This window comes from Alcaligenes sp. PF14 (assembly GCF_037150615.1).
GTDB classification, from domain to species: domain Bacteria; phylum Pseudomonadota; class Gammaproteobacteria; order Burkholderiales; family Burkholderiaceae_B; genus Alcaligenes; species Alcaligenes phenolicus.
The window spans coordinates 800,016-821,632 of sequence record NZ_JBAGRS010000001.1 but is presented as its reverse complement, the minus strand read 5'-3'; the positions used below and the strand labels follow the sequence as shown (position 1 = coordinate 821,632).

21 protein-coding genes are annotated in these 21,617 nt (G+C 55.8%); 7 read left to right on the top strand and 14 right to left on the bottom strand.

Features of this window, described 5'->3' with window-relative positions:
* Positions 1 to 161: 161 nt before the first annotated feature.
* On the top strand, positions 162 to 1,004 hold the full coding sequence (locus WFM49_RS03785) for an ROK family protein (RefSeq protein WP_336971738.1): 843 nt from the start codon (positions 162 to 164) through the stop codon (positions 1,002 to 1,004).
* Positions 1,005 to 1,284: 280 nt separating this feature from the next.
* Here WFM49_RS03785 and WFM49_RS03780 read toward each other — a convergent pair whose 3' ends face one another.
* Together WFM49_RS03780 and WFM49_RS03775 are read right to left on the bottom strand one after the other, a co-directional pair.
* Complete coding sequence (locus WFM49_RS03780) at positions 1,285 to 3,735, bottom strand: penicillin G acylase (RefSeq protein WP_336971736.1); 2,451 nt, start codon at positions 3,733 to 3,735, stop codon at positions 1,285 to 1,287.
* 154 nt (positions 3,736 to 3,889) lie between these two features.
* Positions 3,890 to 5,302, bottom strand: coding sequence for an NAD(P)/FAD-dependent oxidoreductase (locus WFM49_RS03775; RefSeq protein WP_336971733.1), 1,413 nt, complete (start codon positions 5,300 to 5,302; stop codon positions 3,890 to 3,892).
* Between the two features lie 218 nt (positions 5,303 to 5,520).
* Here WFM49_RS03775 and WFM49_RS03770 point away from each other — a divergent pair, with 218 nt between their 5' ends.
* The gene (locus WFM49_RS03770; RefSeq protein ID WP_336971731.1) at positions 5,521 to 6,189 is read left to right on the top strand and encodes a TetR/AcrR family transcriptional regulator; all 669 of its coding nucleotides are present in this window, start codon (positions 5,521 to 5,523) and stop codon (positions 6,187 to 6,189) included.
* A 320-nt stretch (positions 6,190 to 6,509) separates the two neighbouring features.
* Here WFM49_RS03770 and rlmD read toward each other — a convergent pair whose 3' ends face one another.
* From rlmD to surE, 4 genes are all read right to left on the bottom strand, one after another.
* Positions 6,510 to 7,820: a 23S rRNA (uracil(1939)-C(5))-methyltransferase RlmD gene (gene rlmD / locus WFM49_RS03765; RefSeq protein ID WP_254499157.1), complete on the bottom strand. Its 1,311-nt coding sequence runs from the start codon at positions 7,818 to 7,820 to the stop codon at positions 6,510 to 6,512.
* Between the two features lie 297 nt (positions 7,821 to 8,117).
* Positions 8,118 to 8,942: a peptidoglycan DD-metalloendopeptidase family protein gene (locus tag WFM49_RS03760; RefSeq protein WP_009462088.1), complete on the bottom strand. Its 825-nt coding sequence runs from the start codon at positions 8,940 to 8,942 to the stop codon at positions 8,118 to 8,120.
* A gap of 23 nt (positions 8,943 to 8,965) precedes the next feature.
* Positions 8,966 to 9,790 carry a protein-L-isoaspartate(D-aspartate) O-methyltransferase gene (locus WFM49_RS03755; protein ID WP_336971727.1) on the bottom strand — a complete coding sequence of 275 codons (825 nt, stop codon included), beginning with the start codon at positions 9,788 to 9,790 and terminating at the stop codon, positions 8,966 to 8,968.
* Positions 9,787 to 10,527 (bottom strand): 5'/3'-nucleotidase SurE, encoded by a 741-nt coding sequence (gene surE, locus WFM49_RS03750; protein ID WP_226349772.1) that lies wholly within the window; start codon positions 10,525 to 10,527, stop codon positions 9,787 to 9,789. Before surE ends, WFM49_RS03755 begins: the two co-directional genes overlap by 4 nt.
* Positions 10,528 to 10,641: 114 nt before the next feature.
* On the opposite strand from surE, the gene plsY reads away from it, so the two are divergent.
* A complete protein-coding gene (gene plsY, locus WFM49_RS03745) occupies positions 10,642 to 11,283 on the top strand; it encodes a glycerol-3-phosphate 1-O-acyltransferase PlsY (protein WP_026483344.1) in 642 nt (213 codons plus the stop codon).
* A gap of 3 nt (positions 11,284 to 11,286) precedes the next feature.
* On the opposite strand, the gene tsaD is transcribed toward plsY, so the two are convergent.
* On the bottom strand, positions 11,287 to 12,345 hold the full coding sequence (gene tsaD / locus WFM49_RS03740) for a tRNA (adenosine(37)-N6)-threonylcarbamoyltransferase complex transferase subunit TsaD (RefSeq protein WP_336971722.1): 1,059 nt from the start codon (positions 12,343 to 12,345) through the stop codon (positions 11,287 to 11,289).
* A gap of 188 nt (positions 12,346 to 12,533) precedes the next feature.
* Between tsaD and WFM49_RS03735 the strand changes: the two genes are divergently transcribed.
* Complete coding sequence (locus tag WFM49_RS03735; RefSeq protein ID WP_336971720.1) at positions 12,534 to 13,826, top strand: NCS2 family permease; 1,293 nt, start codon at positions 12,534 to 12,536, stop codon at positions 13,824 to 13,826.
* A 120-nt stretch (positions 13,827 to 13,946) separates the two neighbouring features.
* Complete coding sequence (gene trxA, locus WFM49_RS03730) at positions 13,947 to 14,327, top strand: thioredoxin (protein ID WP_009462103.1); 381 nt, start codon at positions 13,947 to 13,949, stop codon at positions 14,325 to 14,327.
* Positions 14,328 to 14,390: 63 nt separating this feature from the next.
* On the opposite strand, the gene WFM49_RS03725 is transcribed toward trxA, so the two are convergent.
* The 6 genes from WFM49_RS03725 to tadA all read right to left on the bottom strand — a co-directional run bounded on the left by WFM49_RS03725 (position 14,391) and on the right by tadA (position 19,235).
* On the bottom strand, positions 14,391 to 14,654 hold the full coding sequence (locus WFM49_RS03725; RefSeq protein WP_009462104.1) for a DUF2024 family protein: 264 nt from the start codon (positions 14,652 to 14,654) through the stop codon (positions 14,391 to 14,393).
* 24 nt (positions 14,655 to 14,678) lie between these two features.
* Positions 14,679 to 15,209, bottom strand: a complete 531-nt coding sequence (locus WFM49_RS03720) for a peroxiredoxin family protein (protein WP_009462106.1) — start codon at positions 15,207 to 15,209, stop codon at positions 14,679 to 14,681.
* A gap of 208 nt (positions 15,210 to 15,417) precedes the next feature.
* Positions 15,418 to 16,014, bottom strand: a complete 597-nt coding sequence (locus WFM49_RS03715; protein ID WP_009462108.1) for an IMPACT family protein — start codon at positions 16,012 to 16,014, stop codon at positions 15,418 to 15,420.
* An 8-nt stretch (positions 16,015 to 16,022) separates the two neighbouring features.
* The gene (locus WFM49_RS03710; RefSeq protein WP_009462110.1) at positions 16,023 to 17,621 is read right to left on the bottom strand and encodes an ABC-F family ATPase; all 1,599 of its coding nucleotides are present in this window, start codon (positions 17,619 to 17,621) and stop codon (positions 16,023 to 16,025) included.
* Positions 17,622 to 17,684: 63 nt separating this feature from the next.
* Positions 17,685 to 18,647, bottom strand: a complete 963-nt coding sequence (locus WFM49_RS03705) for an LD-carboxypeptidase (RefSeq protein WP_021446533.1) — start codon at positions 18,645 to 18,647, stop codon at positions 17,685 to 17,687.
* 39 nt (positions 18,648 to 18,686) lie between these two features.
* The gene (gene tadA / locus WFM49_RS03700; RefSeq protein ID WP_336971709.1) at positions 18,687 to 19,235 is read right to left on the bottom strand and encodes a tRNA adenosine(34) deaminase TadA; all 549 of its coding nucleotides are present in this window, start codon (positions 19,233 to 19,235) and stop codon (positions 18,687 to 18,689) included.
* Between the two features lie 61 nt (positions 19,236 to 19,296).
* On the opposite strand from tadA, the gene WFM49_RS03695 reads away from it, so the two are divergent.
* Positions 19,297 to 20,241, top strand: a complete 945-nt coding sequence (locus WFM49_RS03695) for an ABC transporter ATP-binding protein (RefSeq protein WP_009462116.1) — start codon at positions 19,297 to 19,299, stop codon at positions 20,239 to 20,241.
* Positions 20,238 to 20,999: an ABC transporter permease gene (locus tag WFM49_RS03690; protein ID WP_009462119.1), complete on the top strand. Its 762-nt coding sequence runs from the start codon at positions 20,238 to 20,240 to the stop codon at positions 20,997 to 20,999. The genes WFM49_RS03695 and WFM49_RS03690 overlap by 4 nt, the downstream gene beginning before the upstream one ends.
* A gap of 91 nt (positions 21,000 to 21,090) precedes the next feature.
* Here WFM49_RS03690 and WFM49_RS03685 read toward each other — a convergent pair whose 3' ends face one another.
* Positions 21,091 to 21,609 carry a GNAT family N-acetyltransferase gene (locus WFM49_RS03685; protein ID WP_371476764.1) on the bottom strand — a complete coding sequence of 173 codons (519 nt, stop codon included), beginning with the start codon at positions 21,607 to 21,609 and terminating at the stop codon, positions 21,091 to 21,093.
* Positions 21,610 to 21,617: the final 8 nt, after the last annotated feature.

The window sequence follows — 21,617 nt, the reverse complement described above, 5'->3', positions numbered from 1 at the left end:
GCGACTGCTGAAAGCAGAAAAAGCCGCTCCTGTCCCAGGAGTGGCTTTTTTTATAGGTGTTGACTCAGATTTGATCTGACGTGTTTTGTCAGTTGCGTTAGGGTTAGGACTGGAACCGCCGCTTTCGGCCAAAAGCGGACACAACGCTACTGAGGTAAAACATGATGAATCAGGTTTTCCAGTCCGCCGTAGGAGTTGATCTTGGTGGGACAAAGCTACTACTGAGGTATCGAGATCACGTCCTGCGGTTCGAAACCGGACCCGATTTCGGTGCTGCTGATCTAAGGGATATCTTGAAGGATTTTATTGGGCAATACGCCGAACCAGGTGTTGTAATTGGCATCGCTGTACCTGGCGTCGTCGAAAACGATACTGTGGTTGCCTGTGATGTCTTGCCGAAACTTGCTGGGTGGAGAGCAAATACTCTGCTTTGCCAAAAAGTCGACCAGATTTCCTTGGTAAACGATGCGAATGCAGCACTACACGCTACTGTAATTGACTTGGCTAGTGACAAGACAGCCGTCACCGTTATGGTGGGTACTGCCATTGGTTGTGGTCTTATGCTCGACGGCAAAGTATTCCGCGGTGCAAGGGGGTGGGCTGGCGAACTTGGATATTGGCCAGTGCAGGCATCTGGCTCACAGTGGCAAAGACTCGACGACATCGCTGGCGGACGCTACATGGCCAATAGACTTAACGTTGACGCAAACCAGTTAGCACTGTTAAGCCAACAGGGTCATCGGGCGGCATTAGAAGTGATTGCGGAAGGAGGACGCGCTCTTGGGCGTGCACTTGGGGGAATCATCAATCTATTGAACCCACATCGTCTTTCAGTCGGCGGGGGCACCCTCAAACTTGTTGGATATTGGGCAGAGGCGCAAACCCAAATCGAAGCCTCGGCGATCCCAAGCATACTAAAAGAGTGCGAGATACGGACAGTTCACGAATTGGAGGACCTCGTCGCGATGGGCGCCGCTCAAATTGCGCTGACAGCTCCTCGCTGAGTTCGTGGCTCACCACCTATTTCCGCTCCGGGTCGTTTTCTGCCCAATAGATCTGCCAGCGTCTGTCAGATCAACCTGAGTCAATACATTTATATCGCTTCAACCTACTGCCAATCCTGCACGGATTTGCAGCTTGGACTTCATACTCAGCTTCGCTCCTGATACTGACAGGCTATTTTTACTCATTTACAACTTCGGGCTACATCTCCTGGCCAGCTAAACCCTCCAGCAACGATCAGAAAAGCGGCACCGCCTCAAAGTGCAGGTGCCGCACTCGACGTTAAGGCTGAGGCTGAATCAACAGCATCGTGCTGCTTTGCGCATTACGACGAATGTCCGTATGTGTCACATCCATAGTCTTGCACTCGAAGTTCTCGTACAACTTCAGCTGATCCTCGTAATGCGGGCTGCGCACGCCATTGCGATCCGTGAATCCGCTCTGACCGGGTGGCATGGCATCACAAAACTCCACACCTTGAGCATTGAACACCACACGATTATTTTCCGTTCCACGATTCTGATAGCCCGTGAATGCAAAGGTATTGCCCGACGTCGTTTGCGGCGTTCCCGTGAAGTTCTTGTCGCTGAAGCGATGCACCGAGGTCGACATGGTCCAGCGCTCCATCTGAGTACCCTGCTCCTGGCTCAAGCGGGCCTGCGCATTTTGCAAAGCCGTATGCATGATTTCTTGAGACGAACGCTCACCAAAGACATTCACACGCTTGGGATCAGGATTGGCTTCCAGCGCCAAAGCACGCAACAGGACCTTGGTCCCCATGCTCAAGTTGATCGAACCTGGATTGGGGCCTTTCTGTGTAGCAAACCCTGTCTGGCTGTACATGGCACGATGCGATTCAGGCACCACCGGCATCAAGACCTGCTTGTACAGCTCCTCCAGCCAGGTCTTGAACAACACGCGTGCTGGCCCGGCATTGTGCCCATCCTGATCTCGTTCCATACCATCCCAGGCCAACAGGACGTCCAGTGCCGCCTTGCCGGAATCCTCGGCCGACAACTGCTGCGCCAGCTTTTCCAGATGCGGACGGAAATAGCGCCAGTTCACATCGCTATAGGACGCTTTTTTATTGAACTCCCAGATCTCCTGCACGCTATAGACGTCCTTGTCCTGATACTGGCTGGTCAACTCGTTCATGCGGTCGCCATAGGTCCAGTAGTAAGTATCCGTATTAGTTTTATCCGGCGCGGGCTTGTTATTCCAGTTGACCAGATAGCCTTGCGGCGGATTGTAGGCTTTAGGAATCGCGTCAAAACTCTTGATGCCCTCCCACTCCATGCTGCCGTCCCCTGTGGCTGGCACGCGGATGTCCTGATCGGCAGGACGCTGGGGCAGGAAGGCCGGCGAGACATAGCCGATATTGCCGTGCTTGTCGGCGTAGTACCAGTTAATGGAAATCGCCATCTTGCTGGCCTGATCCAGAAACTCCGTCCAGTTGCGCGCCTTGGCTACATTCAGCCAAGCCAGCAAGGACTGCACCTCATAACCATCCCAGCTGCGTTTCTTGCTGTAAGCCGTGCCCTGTTCGTAATCAAACTGCATCACGGGGCCGTGTACGGTGCGCCAGATCGTCATTTCACGATCAGCCTGACCGCGTACCTGGATACGCTCCTTGCGCTGCTCCATCGTGCGCCAGGCATTATTGAACCAGTACTGATCGGCGCGCGCCGGGTTCAGTTTCTCCTGGTACATATCCACCACGTCCTGAGGACCAGCAGTCGCCCCCCAGGCAATCTCGCTGTTGGTACCGAACAGAACAATCGGATAAGCAAAAGGCGTATTGCCCACCACATCAAAGCCCGCGCCGTGCAGGCCAATACCGTAGGTGTAAGCCGGGTTGTACCAGCCAAACTGCGGACCGTTGATCAGAACCGTAGAACCATCCTGAACGCGCTCGGGGCGGGTGCTCCACAGATTACTGGCTTTAGGTGCAAAGTCCGGGCCACGGCCACCCCAATGCTTGTCCTGACGCTCCAGCTCGGCAGCCAGCACTTGTGAAGAAACATGAGCCAGATTCTGCGTCCCTGCTTGCGCCTGTGGCTTGCGCTCGGCAGCGGGTGCCGGAACGGTGGTGGGGGCTGTTGTGTCATTGATCCACAGCAGTTCATCAAACAAGGCGCGGCCACGGTCCAGGCCGTGCTGTTTTTCCAGAGACTGACGCATGGCCAGCGCGGTGACCTCCAGGTTTGTGTCCGAGAAGCGATTAGCCATGGAGCCGACCCAGATCATGACCACATCAAAGTCCGTCAGTGGCTCGGGCTGGAAATCAAAGTCTATATATTCTTTAGGCAGCAGTTCTGGACGACGGCGCACCTGCGCCAGATAAGCGTTATAGCCATCGGCATAGCCACGGAAAATATCGCGCTCATCCTTGGACAAGGCTGCAATCTGCCGCTGAATAGAGGCAGGGGTGAAGTTCTGACGCACCTGCATGTCGTACTTGACGTAGACATCCTGCTCGCCAGGACCCAGAACGGCGGCTGTTGTGCCTACAAAGGAGCGGCGCGCCATATCCATCTGGAACAGACGGTCTTGGGCGACCGCATAACCATAGCCGTAATACAAGCCATAGTGGCTGTCGGCAAAGACGTGTGGCACACCATAGCTGTCACGCATCACCTCTACCGACTGCACCTGCGCATGGGCCGGTGCCCCCGCCAAACCCAAGATCAAACCAGCGGCCGCAGCCCCTGTACGAACAAGCCCTTTCTGCATATCTGTCCCTTGTTTTTATGATACTGAAAATTATTATGAACCTAAAATATTGAAGCCAATACAAATAGGAAATCACAATGTAAAACAATCAGGATCGAAAACAAGTAAGGGCTTGCCCTAGTCAGCGCTGCTAAGCAAAGGCTTGAAAACGTATTTAGAAAGACACCAGACGACCGGGATTCACCGCACTCATCATGCCAATGGCTGCCTTCACCACAGGGATCGCCAGGCCGGACAACTGATGGCCCAGAGGAATACTGCGATGGGTAATATCCGTCAGCATGGCAAAGTCCTCGTTGCGACCCATGACGTCGTCACTAATGGCTTTACCAATACGCACGGTTTGCGCTACGCCGTGACCACTCCAGCCATGCACCATGTACACGGGTACCGCATCCTCGGTTTTACGCGAGTCAGTTGCCCCGTTCAGAGTAAAGTCACTGATCCCGCTCCAGGAAAAGTCCAGCTGTACCTGTTCCAGCTGCGGGAAAACGGTCTGAATACGATCCAGCAGGTAGTCATTGATACGTTCGGGGGACCAACTGGTGCCTGTACCCTGCCCGCCAAACAACAGGCGGTTTTGACGCACGGCGCGGTAATAGTCGATCTGGAATTGCGTGTCATACACCGCACGGTCTGTTGGCAGCAACTCGCTGACTGGACACTCCAAAGGTTCAGTCACACCCACATAGGTATAGAACGGGACAGTGGTATTGGATTGCGTCGGCAAGAACTGCGAAGTCGTATCATGCACGGCCAGCACCAAGGCCTGACGGGCCAGAATCGTGCCACCGGGGGTGATAGCCAAAGCGCCCTTTTCCGTCTGCTCGATTTCCTCGACCGGACTGCCTTCATAAACTCGACCGCCATGTTGAACCAGGCCGTAAACCAGTCCGCGCAGTAGCGCCAGGGGATGCAGTTGACCACCCAAGGTATCCACCACGGCACCATGATATAAGGGCGAGCGGATTTCTTGCTCCAGTTCGTAGCTACCCACAACTTCCACGCTGGTATCGCCCAGATAGCGGCGGGCATCCGCCCCCTCTACCAATGCACCCATATGACCTGCGTGAATGGCAGCCGTTAAATGGCCACGACGACGATCAAAATCCAGATCGTAATCCTGAGCAATCTGATCGAGCAGATCCATGGCTTCATGCGAGGCAAAGCGCCACAAGCGACGGGCCTCATCCAAAGGCAGATGGGCAATCATGTCTGCGGCTTCCCAACGGGCCAGGCCGGGAGTCAGCTGACCACCGTTTCGGCCTGAAGCGGCAGAGCCAATACTGTCTTTTTCTACCAGCACCACGTCCAGGCCAGAGCGGGCCAGGTGCAAGGCGGTAGAGGCACCCAGCAAGCCACCACCCACTACCAGCACATCACATTGCGTGTCGGCTTGCAGAGAATCAAAGCGGTTCCAGGGGGCAAGTGATGCTTCGTAATACGTCGCGGGCGCGACAGCTTCGTTCAGATGGCCTTGTCGCCAGTTCCACAATCGGGGATTACTGACCAGCAGGCTCTCTGCATTGGAAACATCATTTAAAAGAGTCGGTTTGGAAATAAGCATAAATGTCCTGTGTCTGTTACGGCCTTTTGGCCGCCTGGATCACAGAGCGGAATGCTCCGGTGACGCCCCGTCAACGCGGCGTTCCGTTCTGTCTCGTTATCAACACCCCGTTGTAAAAACGGGGTGGAACGATCTTCTTCTACGCTGTAGAATTAATTTATTCTACTCTGTAGAGTTAAACTTGGCAAATCTGCCCTTTCCCTATCAAAGGAACTCTATTGGTCCAAGCACCCGCCACGCGCACACGCAAACTGAATAAGGACGAGCTGGTGATCGCCGCCGTCATCTTGATGGAGGAAGCCGGAGACAGCGGCTTTTCTTTACGCAAGCTGGGAGAGCGAGTCGGTTGCGATCCCATGGCCGTGCTCTATCACTTCAAGTCCAAGGACGGCTTGCTGCGTGCGATGGCAGATTATTTGACAGGCCGCATTCAGGCCGTGAATACAGGTCTGTCGTGGACAGAGCGTTTGTATGAATTGGCCCGACAGTATCGTGAGCTGGCCTTGGGCCACCCACAGACTTTTCAGCAAATGCAGCGTTTTCTGAATACCGGCAAGGCCGACTATCTGGTTCTTGAGCAGGTATACAGGGCCTTGCGCGATGGCGGTTTGAGCGATGCCGAAATCCCCGCCGCCTGTGTGGGCTGGTATGCCGCTTTATATGGATTGATTCAGGGCGAGTTGGGTGGACTTATCCGCCAGGTCACTGAGGAAGAGCTAAACGAACTGGAACAATGGCCCGCCGAGGATGTGCCTATACTGCGCCAGATTCTGCCGCGCTTTGTGCATCTGCAATCCGAGCAGGTATTCAAGATGATGATGGAGCTGATACACGATGGCTTGATTGCCCATGCAGGTAAAGCGGCGACACCTGCCACCAAGCAGTAAAACCAGCAACGGACCGAATCAAACACACAAAGCCGATCAGCCAGCCTAGCCTTCAAACGTGGTGATGAAAAGCATGTAGCTGCCGGCCACCTTGGCAAGGACACGGGCTGGCTCATGCCCACATCTCGAGAAAAGCACCTGAACGGGACTGATCTTTCCGCCAGCCTTCAAAACGTGATACTACCCAACTGGTCGGGATTGAAGGCAACAGCACCTTGGGCAAACGAGCTGACAAAGCCCCCGAGAAAAAACAAATGCCCCGCAAACTGGAACTCTGTCCAATTTGCGGGGCGTTTTAGTTCAAGCCTGCTTAGGTGTACTTAGCGTGTAAAGACGGCAATTGATTCCACGTGTGCCGTATGCGGGAACATATTCACCACACCGGCCGATTCCAGCGTGTAACCACCCTGGTGAACCAATACACCGGCGTCACGAGCCAGAGTACCTGGGCTACAGGACACATAAACCAGACGCTCGGGGCGCTCGTGCTTTTCCAGCTGCGCCAAAGCAGTGGCGACCGCAAAGGCACCATCACGCGGCGGGTCAATCAACATGCGATCAAAATGGCCCAGGTCACGCAGCCATTGCACGTCCACCTCAAACAAATTCAGCGTTGTAAATTTCGCCTTGTCCTGCAAATTGTGGGCCAAGGCTGCTTCACCGGCACGTTCGGTCAAGGTGCTGCTGCCTTCAATGCCAACCACCTCGGCTGCACGGCGTGCCAGCGGCAGGCTGAAGTTACCCAGACCACAGAACAAGTCCGCCACACGATGCTCGGGCTTGACGTCCAGCAGGGTCAAGGCACGCGAGATCAGGCTGCGGTTAATGTCGTGGTTCACCTGCGTAAAGTCTGTAGGACGGTACGGCATACGCAAATCAAATTCAGGCAATGCATACGCCAGCTTGCCCGCATCTTCGCGCAGCAAAGGATGGGCCGTTTCCGGGCCCTTGGGCTGCAGCCACCAGCTAATGTCGTGCTCCTGACCGAAGCTCTGCAAACGCTGGATATCCTCGCTGGTCAGCGGCTCCATATGGCGCAAGGTCAAGGTGGTGATCTTGTCGCCCATGGCCAGCTCGATCTGAGGCAAACGATCCGGGCGAGACAAGCCCGCCAAACAGGAACGCAAGGGCTCCAGCAAGGCAGAAACTTTGGCGGGCAACACACGACATTCCGTCATGTCCACCACGTAGCGACCATTCTTTTCACGAAAGCCGACCAGCACCCCACCCTTCTTAGGCACGTAGCGCATGGAGAAACGGGCGCGGTAACGGTAACCCCAGTAAGGGCCGTGCAAGGGTGCCAGCACGCGACCTGGCTTTACCTTGCCAATATGACCCAAGGAATCTTCCAGCACACGTTGCTTGACGGCAACCTGGGCCGAAGGCTCCAGGTGCTGCATGGCACAGCCACCACAGACACCAAAGTTGGGACAGGGAGGTTCAGCACGCTGCGACGACGCTTTCAACAAGGCCGTCATGCGGGCTTTATCGTAAGAGTCCTTGGAGCGCACCGTCTCGGCCAGCACCTCCTCGCCGGGCAAGGCACCTTCCACAAACACCACTTTGCCCTCTTTGTGGGCGACGCCGCGTCCTTCCAGATCCAGCGATTCAATTAACAATACGTCAGACATTCGATAAAAACCTAAATAAGCGTCCTGCCAAGCAGAATGGCGCAGTTGCATTGCTGCAAACGATGGCGAATCGCTGATTTTACAATGAGCATTCGGCACAACGGGTAAAAACAAGCACAACGCGGCACTAGCGGTTCCGCAACGCTACTAAATTCTGAATGCCCCGCCCGTCCGACAGGCATAGCCTTCAAGTTGGAAGAGCAATCTGCACTCAAAAAGTCATTCAGTTGAGCACCCTCGAACAGGGCGCACAAAAAAAGCGGCCAGAAGCCGCTTTTTTCAGTCTAGATACCGAGCTTATCGCGTAGGCAGGTACGAGATCGGGTTGACCGGCGTACCGGAGCGACGAATCTCGAAGTGCAGTCGTGGCGAGGTGGTGTCAGACTGACCCAGATCGGCAATACGCTGCCCCTTCTTCACCTGCTGACCCGTTTTAACGTGCAAGACACTGTTATGGGCGTAGGCAGTGATAAAGCCATTGCTGTGACCGACCAGCACCATGGAGCCTAGACCGCGCACACCGTTACCAGCGTACATGATCTTGCCATCCGCTGCGGCAACCACGGGGTCGCCCACCTTACCTTCGATATCAATACCCTTGGTCGAGGCATTGAAACCCTGGATGATCTTGCCACTGGCAGGCCAGCCCCAGGCGATCAGAGCCGCGTCGCTGGCGCGAGGCGCAGACACGGGCGTTTCAGTCTTGACCGGGGTGGCCGGGCTGACGGGCGAGGTCTGTGTGCTACCGCTACCGGCTGGGCGAGTCGTCACTGCCGCCATCGAGGTATTGCCATCCAGACGCAAGGTTTGACCCACGCGCAACATGGAAGGATCCGTAATCTGGTTCAACTGGATCAGCGAATTCACGTCCATGCCGTGCGCTTGTGCAATCTTGTAGAGCGTATCGCCGGGGCGTACCACATAGGTACCCGAGGCACTGCTGACGCTGCCTGCCGCCGAAGAGGAACTCAGGTCAGTGACTGGAGCGCGCTCATTACGGCTTGCACAACCAGCCAGCAGGGTACTGGTGACCACAGCCGCCACCAGGCACTGACGGGGCGTCAAGAACCACTGTGTACCGGTGGAAGCAGCGGTTAACGGTAACCTGACTGCATGCTGCATATAAATCTCCTGAGAATATCTGACTAAATCTGGGTTCCGGCTCGCATCGGCACGAAGCGAACCGCATCAAGTTCTTCACGACGCCAAGTAGCCTGTCCGGTGCGTTCCACCAAAACCAGGCGCTGTTGTGTCGTACCTTCAGGGGCGATCAGTCTCCCCCCCAATGTTAATTGTTCCAATAAGGTTCTGGGAATGACCGGACCGGCTGCCGCCACAACAATAGCATCATATGGTGCCGCGGCAGGGTAACCTTGCATTCCGTCACCAAACATTATTCGAGCCCGTTGCGACAGCCCTAATTGGCGCATGTGATCGCGAGCCATATCGCACAAGCCTTTGATACGTTCTACCGCATACACTTCTTTGACCAATTGTGCCAAAACAGCAGCCTGATAACCACATCCGGCTCCCACTTCCAGCACCTTGGTCGGTATTTTCTGGTCACACACCAGGCTGATCATATGGGCTACAACCCAAGGCTGGGAGATGGTCTGCGCAAAGCCGATAGGCAAGGCATCATCTTCATAGGCCCGACTGGCCAAACCCTGATCAACAAACTGATGGCGCGGTACTGCCTGCATGGCCGCCAGCACTCGTTCGTCGGTAATTCCTTGACGGCGCAAGCGCTCGATCATCATGCCACGCGAGCGTTCCGAGTTCAAACCCAGGTTGACACTTGTTGACACTTGCGGTGACAAAACGGCCGACGGTGTCGGTTGTAACTGGCCCCGTTGCACAATACGGGTATTGCTGTTGCTGGCAGACAGGCCACTGCCCAGGCTGGACTTGCCAAACCGATTCCGAGTGCCGTCTGCAAAAGGATAGCGCTTGCCTGGTTTACTTGTCATTGCATCCAGTCCCGCAATCCGGCCAGTTGCTCGTGGTGAGTCAGGTCCGCGCGCAAGGGCGTAATGGATACTGCACCTTGTTCCACGGCACCGAAATCTGTGCCCTTCTCGCTATCGGACACACCACCGACACGGCCAATCCAGTACACGGGTTCGCCATAAGGCGTCTGGCTTTTTACGACCGGCTCCGAAGGATGACGCTTGCCCAGGCGGGTGACTTGCGTGCCCTTCAAGGCTTCGTAGGGCAAACACGGAATATTCACGTTCAGCAAGGTATTGGCCGCCAACGGCTTCTTTTGACAACGCTGTACCAGATCTCGTGCCACGCGCGCTGCGCTGTCCAGGTTCTTCCAGCCGCGTTCAATCAGGGAAAACGCAATTGCGGGAATACCAAACAAATGACCTTCCATCGCGGCCGCCACCGTGCCTGAATACAAGGTGTCGTCGCCCATATTGGCGCCGTTATTAATGCCGGACACAATCAGATCGGGACGGAAATCCAGCAGGCCTGTCAGGGCCACGTGCACACAATCGGACGGTGTACCATTAACAAAATAAAAACCATTGCTGGCCTGGCGCAGCGACAGGGGACGATTCAAGGTCAGGGAATTGCTGGCACCGCTGCAATTGGTCTCGGGTGCAATGACAGTCAGCTCACCCAGTCCTTGCAAGGCTTCATACAAAGCCTCGATACCGGCTGCTGTATAGCCATCATCGTTGGAGACCAGAATACGCATGCTTACTTTTCCGTTAAAAATCTAACAGGGGCAGCAAATTGTACCCGCTGCCTTTGGTATTTTGCTGCAAGGCCGGTAGAATCCGCGCAACAATAATTGTGGAGCTCAATCCTCATGAACGCCGTTTCTTTTGCTGTGGCCGCCCCGCTTGTCGCCCTCTTGTCCTATTTGCTGGGATCCTTGCCGTTTGCCGTAATCGTCAGCAAGATCATGGGCTTGCAAGACCCTCGCACCTTTGGTTCGAAAAATCCGGGAGCCACTAATGTACTACGTAGCGGCAATAAAAAAGCAGCTGTCCTGACCTTGTTGGGTGATGCCTTCAAAGGCTGGCTGGCTGTCTTTCTGACCCAACAGGCCATCAGCAACTGGGGCTGGGCACCGACTTTACTGGGTGTCAGCGCCTTTTTTGCCTTTTTGGGTCACTTGTACCCGGTCTTTCTGGGCTTTAAAGGCGGTAAAGGCGTGGCAACCGCGCTGGGTGTCATCCTGGCCCTGCTGCCCTGGCTGGCTCTGGCTACCGCGGCCACCTGGCTGATTATCGCTTATGTCAGCCGTTACTCGTCGCTGGCAGCCATCATCAGTGCCGTGTTTGCCCCCTTGTTTTACCTGCTCGGTGCCAAGGTGGTCTGGCCCATGAATGCCTCTATTGCCACGGCCCTGGTCCTGATCAGTGCCTTCTTGCTCTGGCGTCACCAGGAAAACATTCGTCGTCTGATGACGGGCAAAGAAAGCAAGATCGGTTCCAAGAAAAAATAAGCACTAACGCTCTTGCTGGGAGACAGGCTGGTTCACACAAGCCAGATCCCAGCGAGGCCGGATGGCAAAGCCATGCTGGCTATCATCCAAATTCACCAAACCGTGCTTGACACGCATGGCCGCCGCAAAAGCAATCATGGCACCGTTATCGGTACAAAATTCCAGCGGTGGAAAGAACACCTCGCCCTTTAAACGCGCCACGGCTTTCTGTAAATAAGCCCGCAAGTGGCGGTTGGCGCCCACACCACCGGCAACCACCAGACGTTTCAAGCCCGTTTGCTTCAAGGCCTTGATCGCCTTGGCGGCCAGCACGTCCACAATGGCGGCCTCGGTCGCAGCAGCCAGATCAGCGCGTTGCTGTTCGGTAATCCCGCCCTCTTCCGCTTCCAGCTTGCGCAAGCGCGTCAGCACGGCAGTTTTCAAACCACTAAAGCTGAAATCCAGATCCTTGCTGTGCATCATGGGACGCGGCAGCTCGTAGACGCTGGGGTCACCCTGTTCAGCCAGACGCGACAAGGCCGGGCCGCCGGGATAACCCAGGCCCATCAGCTTGGCGCTTTTATCAAAGGCTTCGCCTGCTGCATCGTCCAGCGTTTCACCCAGCAATTCATACTGACCCACACCATCTACACGCATCAGCTGAGTGTGGCCACCCGAGACCAGCAAGGCCACAAAGGGAAAGTCGGGACGCGGCTCGGCCAATAAGGGCGAGAGCAAATGACCTTCCAGATGATGGATAGCAATCGTCGGTTTTTTCAGCGACCAGGCAATCGACTGCGCCACACTGGCTCCCACCAGCAAGGCACCGGCCAGACCGGGGCCGGCGGTATAGGCAATGGCATCGACCTGATCGAGCTGCATATGGCAAGAAGCCAACACCTGCCGTGTCAAAGGCAGGACGCGACGGATATGATCGCGAGAGGCCAGTTCAGGCACCACCCCACCATATTCACGGTGCATGGCGATCTGGCTGTGCAAGGCATGGGCCAGCAGGCCCTGTTCCGTGCTGACCAGCGCCACGCCAGTTTCATCGCAGGAACTTTCAAATCCAAGAATATTCATGGCGCTTATTTTAGCCTGCTGTATTGGGGAAAATAGGAATTTATCCCCTCAAGACAATCAGCGGATAGTGTCTGGGTTGTGCCGATACATCGCGACAAAGGGGGGCGACGCAGTGGCACACTCGTGGTTAAAATCCCGCATCGATAATTTCACGCTCCAATCGCCTAATAATCACAAGGAGGCTGCCCATGTTTGAACGTCTCTTCAAACTCACTGAGCATGGCACCAACGTCCGTACCGAGGTCCTGGCAGGTATCACTACCTTCCTGACCATGTCCTACATTATTTTTGTGAATCCAGACATCCTGTCGTCCACAGGGATGGATCGCAATGCCATTTTTGTAGCCACCTGCCTGGCTGCTGCTCTGGGCACGTTCAGCATGGCCTTTGTGGCCAACTGGCCTATCGGCATGGCACCGGGCATGGGCCTGAACGCCTTTTTTGCCTTCACCGTGGTCGCCACCCTGGGCTATACCTGGCAACAGGCACTGGGCGCGGTCTTTATTTCCGGCGTGATCTTCCTGATTCTAACGGTGACTGGCATCCGGTCCTGGCTGATTCGGGGCATTCCCAAATCCCTGCAAAGCGCCATTGCCGCCGGTATCGGCATGTTCCTGGGCCTGATCGCCCTGATGAACTCGGGTATTGTGGTGGCCCACCCTGCCACCAAGATTGGTCTGGGTGACCTGACCCAGCCCGCAGCCCTGTACGCAATTCTGGGCTTCTTTATTATTGCCGCCCTGGACGCGCTGAAGGTGCGCGGTGCAATCCTGATCGGCATTCTGGCCGTGACCATTCTGTCCATGCTGACCGGTCACAGCGAATTTGGTGGTGTGGTCTCCACTCCCCCCTCACTGATGCCTACCTTCATGCAACTGGACATCATGGGTGCCCTGCACACCGGCTTTGTGCACGTGATTCTGGTTCTGGTACTGGTTGAGGTGTTTGATGCCACGGGCACCATGATCGGGGTTGCCAAGCGCGCTCGCCTGATTGAAGAAGGCAAGCCCAATCGCCTGGGCCGCGCCCTTCTGGCTGACAGCACCGCCATTGTGGCCGGTTCCATGTTGGGTACCAGCAGCACCACTGCCTATGTGGAAAGCGCCTCGGGTGTGCAAGCCGGTGGCCGTACCGGTCTGACAGCGCTGACCATTGGTGTCCTGTTCCTGCTAGCCCTGTTTTTCTCGCCACTGGCCGCGACCGTTCCCGGTTACGCCACCGCCCCCGCCTTGCTGTATGTGGCGTGCTTGATGATGCGCGAAATCACTGAAGTGAAATGGGACGACATGACCGAGGCTGTGCCTGCTGCCCTGGCTGCCTTCACCATGCCCTTCACCTACTCGATTGCCAACGGTCTGGCCTTTGGTTTTATCAGCTACGTGATCCTGAAGCTGACAACCGGCCGCTGGCGCAGTATCCACCTGGCCACACTGATTGTCGCCATCTTGTTTGTGATCAAGTACGCAATCGCTACGGAATGAAAAACCCTTTAGCAAACTCGTTTGGCGCTTTAGGGCTGCCTGGAAAACGAGTACACTGATTGCATGTTTAACGAAGCGGCTGAACACCATCAGCCGCTTTTTTATTGCGGAGGCTCCCCCATGAGCATCGTCGAACTGAACGAAGAAACATTCCAGGCTGCAGTAGAAGACGGCAAACCCCTGATCATCGACTTCTGGGCTCCTTGGTGCGGTCCATGTCGCCAATTCGCCCCTGTCTTTGACGCAGCAGCGGCCAAGCACCCCGGCGTGACCTTTGGCAAGGTGAACACGGAAGAAGAGCAGGAACTGGCCGCTGGCCTGCGTATTCGCTCCATCCCTACCCTGATGGTTTTCCGTGAAAACGTCTTGCTGTTCTCGCAAGCCGGTGCCCTTTCCGCTGCCCAGCTGGACGATCTGATCGAACAGGTCCAGGCTGTGGACATGGAAAAAGTCCATGCTGAAATTGCTGCCCAGCAAAACCAGCAGCCTGACCAGGCCTGATTTGCCCGGCCCCAGAAAAAACGCCAGACAAATCGTCTGGCGTTTTTTTTGCATAAATGCGATTTAGTCGCAGTTTTCCAGCTCGATAATCGCGAAGCCACTGCGTTTGATTTCATTTTCGACCGGCGCAGAAGCCATTTCCGTATGGCAGAAGCGGCACTCGCGCGAGGTGAAGTTTTCAACATTCACCCCTTTGGCCGCCAGATAACGCTGACCATAACTCAAGACCTTGTCCATATCCTTGGCATCGTCACTGACCAAGATATCAAAGTGCATACGACGCCCGTCAGGACGCACAACGTAGGTATCAAACACCGCAATCTTCATGACAAACCCTTTTCAGCAAAAAACCTAGTAGGTACAGGTCGGCCCGCAAGAGGAAGAATCCTGCTTGTCCGCCACCCCCTCTTTCTTGTCTGCTTGCGCCGGGCGGCGAGCAATCAGCTGGCCGACAAACGCACCCAGACGCAGATCGTCCAGATGGCCCAATTCCTTCAGAGCCAGATTGCCATCACGGTCAAAAATAATGGTAGATGGTGTCCCGCCCAGGCCCCACTCCTTCATGGTGCGCGGCAAGGGGCCGCTGTCTGAAGGCTGATCAATGGCGATGGGGAAATTCAAGCGGTACTCATGGGCAAACGCCTGCAAAGCTGCAGGGCCCATCACGTCGTGATGCTCGAACACGCTATGCAGGCCTATGATGCGCAGATCATCGCGCGAGAACAGCGTATCCAGTTTCTTGGCTTGCGGCAGGCTGTTGATGACACAACCAGGGCAAAGCATCTGAAAGGCCGTGACCACCACCACGCGGCCACGCAAGGACGCCAAGCTTAATGGAGCGGTCGTATTGAGCCACTGGCTGGCATGGATCTCGTAGGACATGGCTTACACTCACAATGCTGACTAAACCCGATCATACCCGCAGGCTGGATACAGACTTAGAAGGAATCAGAGGTATTTAGTATGGCCACTGCCTGGACGGTGCAGAGGGATAATCGTCTGGAAAAGATACCTTTTCGTCCAGAAAACTCCATCAAGGAAGATGGCGACCAGAGGTCCATTGCAGACCTTGGGCAGAACCGAGGGTGACTTAGGCTTGGTCCAGGGGTTCACATTCCCCCTGGCCACGCGTCATATTGATAAAAGACTGTTGAAAATCAGCTTTATGCTCGAGCGGCAGATTCAACAGCCACTGCACACCTTCAGCATCGAATTGCTCGTCCTGAACCTGAACGCCAAAGCTGTCGAAACGGGATTGAACCAAAGCCAGATCGGCAAAGGAGCAACGGCAGCGCAAAGCTGCCATGGGAATCAGCTCCTGCTTGTCAGCAAGACGCAAACATTGAGCGGCCACGCCGCCATAGGCGCGCACCAGACCACCCGTACCCAGCTTGACGCCCCCAAACCAACGTATCACCAGTACCGCAACACGGTCGCAATCCTGGCCTTCTATGGCTTGCAAAATGGGACGCCCGGCAGTGCCGCCGGGTTCGCCATCATCGTTAAAGCGGTATTCCGACCCGATCTTGTAGGCCCAGCAATTATGCGTGGCATCGGGCACACCCTTGGCCTGGAAAAAAGCCAAAGCCTGGCTGGCACTGTCTACAGGCGCAGCCAGTGCCAGAAAACGGCTTTTTTTGATGTCCTGCTCAAAGCTGGTGGGCTCACGCAGGGTAAAGACGGCCACCCCTAGCCTCAGTCCTGCTCGCGGCTGGCCAGGTAGTCTTCGTAGCCACCGCGGTAATCCACCAGACGGCCTTCAGGCATCACTTCGATAATGCGGGTTGCCACGCCGGAGACGAACTCGCGGTCATGGGACACGAAGATCAGAGTACCTTCAAACTTTTCCATGGCCATCTGCAAGGACTCGATCGATTCCATATCCAGGTGGTTGGTCGGTTCGTCCAGGAGCATGACGTTGTGACGACCCAGCATCAGACGCGAGAAAGTCATGCGGTTTTTCTCGCCACCCGACAGCACTTTCACGGGCTTGATGATGTCATCGGCCGAGAACAACATGCGGCCCAGCACCGAGCGCAAAGACTGATCGTCGTCGCCGGCCTGACGAAACTGGCTGATCCAGTCAAACACATTGTCTTCGGTATCGAACTCGTCCGAGACGTCCTGAGCCATATAGCCGATATCAGCGTTCTCGGACCAGACCACCGAGCCGCTGTCAGGAGTCAGATCACCGGCCAGCAAACGCAGCAAAGTCGTCTTACCCACACCGTTCGCACCCACAATCGCAATTTTCTCGCCCGCTTCAATCATGGCCGAGAAGTTCTTGATGATGGGATGATCGTAGGACTTGCTCAAACCCTCGACCGTCACGGCCAGGCGGTGCAGAACTTTTTTCTGTTCAAAACGAATAAACGGGTTTTGACGCGAAGAAGGCTTCACTTCGATGGTCTCTGCCTTCAGGCGACCAATCTGTTTCAGGCGCGAGGTAGCCTGACGGGACTTGGACTTGTTGGCGGCAAAACGGCGCACAAAGTCCTGCAGCTCGCCAATACGCTCTTTGGCCTTGGAGTTGGCCGCCAGCACACGTTCGCGCGACTGCACCGACGCCAGCATGTAATCGTCGTAGTTGCCGGGGTAGACACGCAGCTCGCCGTAATCCAGGTCAGCCATGTGAGTGCAGACCTGATTCAGGAAGTGACGATCGTGACTGATGATGATCATGGTGCTCTGGTAGCTGTTGAGCACATCTTCCAGCCAACGGATGGTGTTGATATCCAGGTTGTTGGTCGGCTCGTCCAGCAGCAGGACATCCGGGTTGGAGAACAGGGCCTGTGCCAGCAGCACACGCAGTTTCCAGCCCGGAGCCACTTCGCTCATGGGCAACTGATGCTGTTCGACCGGAATTTCCAGACCCATCAGCAATTCACCGGCACGGCTCTCGGCGGTATAACCGTCGTACTCGGCAAAACGGGCCTCCAGTTCGGCGGCCTTCATATAGTCTTCTTCGGTGGCCTCTGGATTGTCGTAGATGGCATCACGCTCTTGCATGGTGTTCCACATTTCTGTGTGGCCCATCAGCACCACGTCCAGCACACGTTTGTCTTCGTAGGCAAACTGGTCCTGACGCAGCTTGCCCAGGCGCACGCCCGGATCCAGCGATACATTACCCCCGCTTGGCTCCAGGTCGCCGCCAATGATTTTCATGAAGGTAGACTTGCCCGACCCGTTGGCACCAATCAGGCCATAGCGGTTGCCTCCGCCCAGTTTGACACTGACGTTTTCAAATAAAGGCTTGGCACCAAACTGGATCGTTAAATTAGCGGTGGAGATCACGTAAACGTACTTTGAAAAAGGTTGAGTTCAACCCAGTAGTGTATCAAGCAGGCGCGAAATCCGTTAGTGTTCGTGCTCATCCAGAACCAGATAAGCCATGCCGTCCTCGGTAGCCAGGCCCACTTCCTTGCCAATAGGCAGGCTGACCTTGACGTCCACATGTCCATAAGGCAGGCCCGTTACGACCGGGACTTTGACGGTTTCACGCAACCAGCGCACCACCGAATCCATATCAAAGCCGTTATCCGAAGCGCCTGTCTTGTAAGCCGTAAAACGGCCCAATACCACCGCCATCTGACGATTGAGCACGCCGGCATGCCAGAGCTGCGTCAACATGCGCTCGACTCGGTACGGTGCTTCACCCACGTCTTCCAGGAACAAGATACCGCCGTTGATATTGGGGAAGTACGGCGTGCCCAGCAAGGAGCAAACCAGGGCCAGATTGCCGCCCCACAGAACACCGTGACCATCGACGGCATCCGAACCCTCGGACTCAAAGCTGAACAGCTCCAGCTCGCCACGCATCAATTCGCCAAACAGTTCGGTCGTCAATTCATCGGTTTCATCGCCACCAAAGTCCGCAATGGCGGTGGGGCCGGTGTAGCTGATGGCGCCAGTTTGCGCCAGCAAGGCCAGATTGAAGGCCGTGAAATCCGACATGCCGACAAAACGCTTGCCACTGTCGGCTACCGCGCGCCAGTCGATCTGGCCCAGAATGCGGCTTAAACCGTAGCCACCGCGTGTCGCCATCACAATGGGCTGAGGCTGTTGCAAGGAACGCTGTACCGCGGCCAGACGCTGAGCGTCCGTACCGGCAAAGCGTTCATCCACCGCCAGGGCGTCCGGGTCTATGTCCACGGCAAAGCCCAGCTGGTTCAGGCGCTGGCTTGCCAGCTCCAGGCGCTTGGGTTCAAGGATCTGGCCAGAGGGCGAAAACAGGTAAATGCCCGAACTGTCCTGCTGCCCACAATGGCACTGGCCATGTTCGTGGTGATGGTGATGATGGTCGTGCTCGGGGCTGCTCATGATTAACCTTGAAAATAAAGTGCTGACATTTTAGCGAGACTACTGGGCGCCATCCAGCGGCGATTGGACTGTTTGAGCCTGCTTTTGCAACTTCTTCTGTTCGCGTCGTTCGCGGAAAAAATCCCGCAAGGCCTGGGCCGCCTCTTCGGACATCAAACCACCCGAGACACGGGTGTGGTGATTCAGAGTGGGATGCAAATGCAAGGACTCCACACTGCCACACACTCCGGTCTTCGGATCGGCTGCGGCCCACACCACCCGCGACAGACGCGCATGCAACAAGGCCCCCAAGCACATCATGCAAGGCTCCAGCGTCACGAACAGGCTGGCTCCGGGCAAACGGTAATTGCCAACTTTACGCGTCGCGGCGCGCAAGGCCACGATCTCGGCATGCTGGGTGGGATCGTGATCACAAACCGTGCGATTGGAGCCCACAGACAGCAGCCTGCCGTCCGCATCCAATAGTACGGCACCTACGGGCACCTCGCCGATGCTGGCCGCCTGTTGAGCCTGCTCCAAGGCTAAAGCCATAGCCTGAGCATCACTCAAAACGTCACTCTCTGTTAGCGGTGGTAAGCTAGTTGGCATCGTCAAATCCATTGCGTTATTCAAACCCTGTCGGCACAGCAAAAGGGTCATTTTACTGTCTATGCAGAACACTCCTGATTCTCACGCTATTTTGCGTGTTCGAGGCCTGAGCAAACAATACGCAAACGGGCATCAAGCCCTGCACGCTTTGGACCTGGATATTTGGCGGGGCGAGATTTTTGCCCTGCTCGGCTCCAACGGCGCAGGCAAAACCACCTTGATCAGTATTATCTGCGGGCTGGTCAATCGCAGCAGCGGCACCGTTCTGGTAGATGGCGCAGACAATGTCGCCGACTACAAGCGCGCCCGCCAGAAAATTGGCCTGGTGCCGCAAGAGCTAAGCGCCGATTCCTTCGAGACAGTCTGGAATACCGTCAGCTTCAGCCGTGGCCTGTTTGGCAAAGCCCCCAATCCGGCCCTGATCGAACAGATTCTGAAGGACTTGTCGCTATGGGACAAGAAAGACAGCCCCTTGATTACGCTCTCGGGCGGCATGAAACGCCGCGTCCTGATCGCCAAGGCGCTTTCCCATGAACCGGAAATCCTGTTTCTGGATGAACCTACCGCCGGTGTGGACGTGGCCTTGCGCCAAGGCATGTGGGCCTTGGTGAAACGGCTGCGCAGCCAGGGGGTCACCATTATTCTGACCACCCACTACATCGAAGAAGCCCAGGAGATGGCCGACCGCATCGGCTTCATCAATAAAGGTTCACTGCAACTGGTGGAAACCAAAGACAATCTGATGCGCCGCCTGGGCGGTAAAACCCTGAGCCTGAATCTGGCCGAGCCGATCAGCGCCCTGCCCGCTGCGCTGGAAACGCTGGGACTGCAAAGCACTGCCGACGGCATGAGCCTGCTCTACCCCTTGACCAACCGCGAACAAGGTCATGACTTGAGCAATTTGCTGGCGGCAGTTGGGCAAGCGGGGCTGACCATTACCGACATCCATACCCGCGAGCGCAGTCTGGAAGATATTTACGTTGAGTTTGTAGGGGCACAGTCATGAACTGGTACGCCATCCTGGCCATTTATCGCTACGAAATGTCACGCACCCGACGCACCCTGCTGCAAAGCATCGTAGCCCCCGTGATTTCCACCGCCTTGTATTTTGTGGTGTTTGGCGCTGCCATTGGCCATCGCATCAATGAAATCGGCGGCGTGCCCTATGGCGCGTTTATCGTGCCTGGGCTGACCATGTTGTCGGTGTTGACCCATAGCGTCTCCAACGCCGCCTTCGGAATTTACTTTCCGCGCTTTACGCGCAATATCTACGAGATTCTGTCTGCGCCCATTTCACACTTCGAGGTGACCTTGGCCTTTGTGGGCGCAGCAGCCACCAAGTCACTGTTTCTGGCGGCTATCATCCTGATCACGGCGCGGCTATTTGTGCCTTACGAAATTGCCCACCCTATCTGGATGCTGTGCTTTCTGGCCTTAACCGCCCTGACCTTCAGTCTATTGGGTTTCATTATCGGTATCTGGGCCGACAACTTTGAAAAGCTGCAATTCGTGCCCATGCTGATTCTGACGCCACTGACCTTTTTGGGCGGCACCTTCTATTCCATCGACATGCTGCCCGAGTTCTGGCAAAAACTGACCTTGCTGAACCCGGTGCTGTACCTTATCAGCGGCTTTCGCTGGAGTTTCTTTGATCTGGCCGATGTGAATGTGTGGCTGAGCCTGGGCATGACACTGCTGTTTTTAAGTGTGTTTCTTGCCGTGGCGGGCTGGATTTTCAAAACGGGCTATCGATTGCGCCCGTAAATAAAAAAGGCCGGGAATATTTCCCGGCCTTTTTTTGGCAACTCGAACAGGATACGCAGTCGCTAGATACTGAACGTCTCCTCAGAACAGTTCAATCGGGATGCACAGCGCAATCCATAAAACTGGCTTGCTCTCCATACTGACGCAGCTTTGCTTCCAGCACGGGTGCAGGCACCCCTTCAATCGGCTTGTAGCCCAGACGCTGCCAATAGCCCACGGCAGGTCCCAAAGACACCAGACTGCAACGACGCAAGCCACGCTGCCAGGCATAGCGGCGACCGGCTTGCAACAAAGCTCCGGCCACCCCACGGCCTTGCGCGCGACGCATCACGGCGCAGTCGTGAATAAACCATTGGTCTGCGGGCGAAGGCAGGCTATTCAACGCGTCGCCCAGGGACGGCGGCAAAAGGCCCGCCCAAGGGTAGGACACCAAATAACCCTGCAGTTGATTGTCGGTATCACGTGCCACCCAGCAGCTATCCGGAGCCAGATCCAGACGGTTCTGATAGAAGCTGCGGTCTTCCAGAATATCCGCGTCGTACACATCCGCCTGGACTTCCAGCACCTGGCTCAGATCGTGCACACGCATTAATTCAATTCGTACATTCATAGCTGATA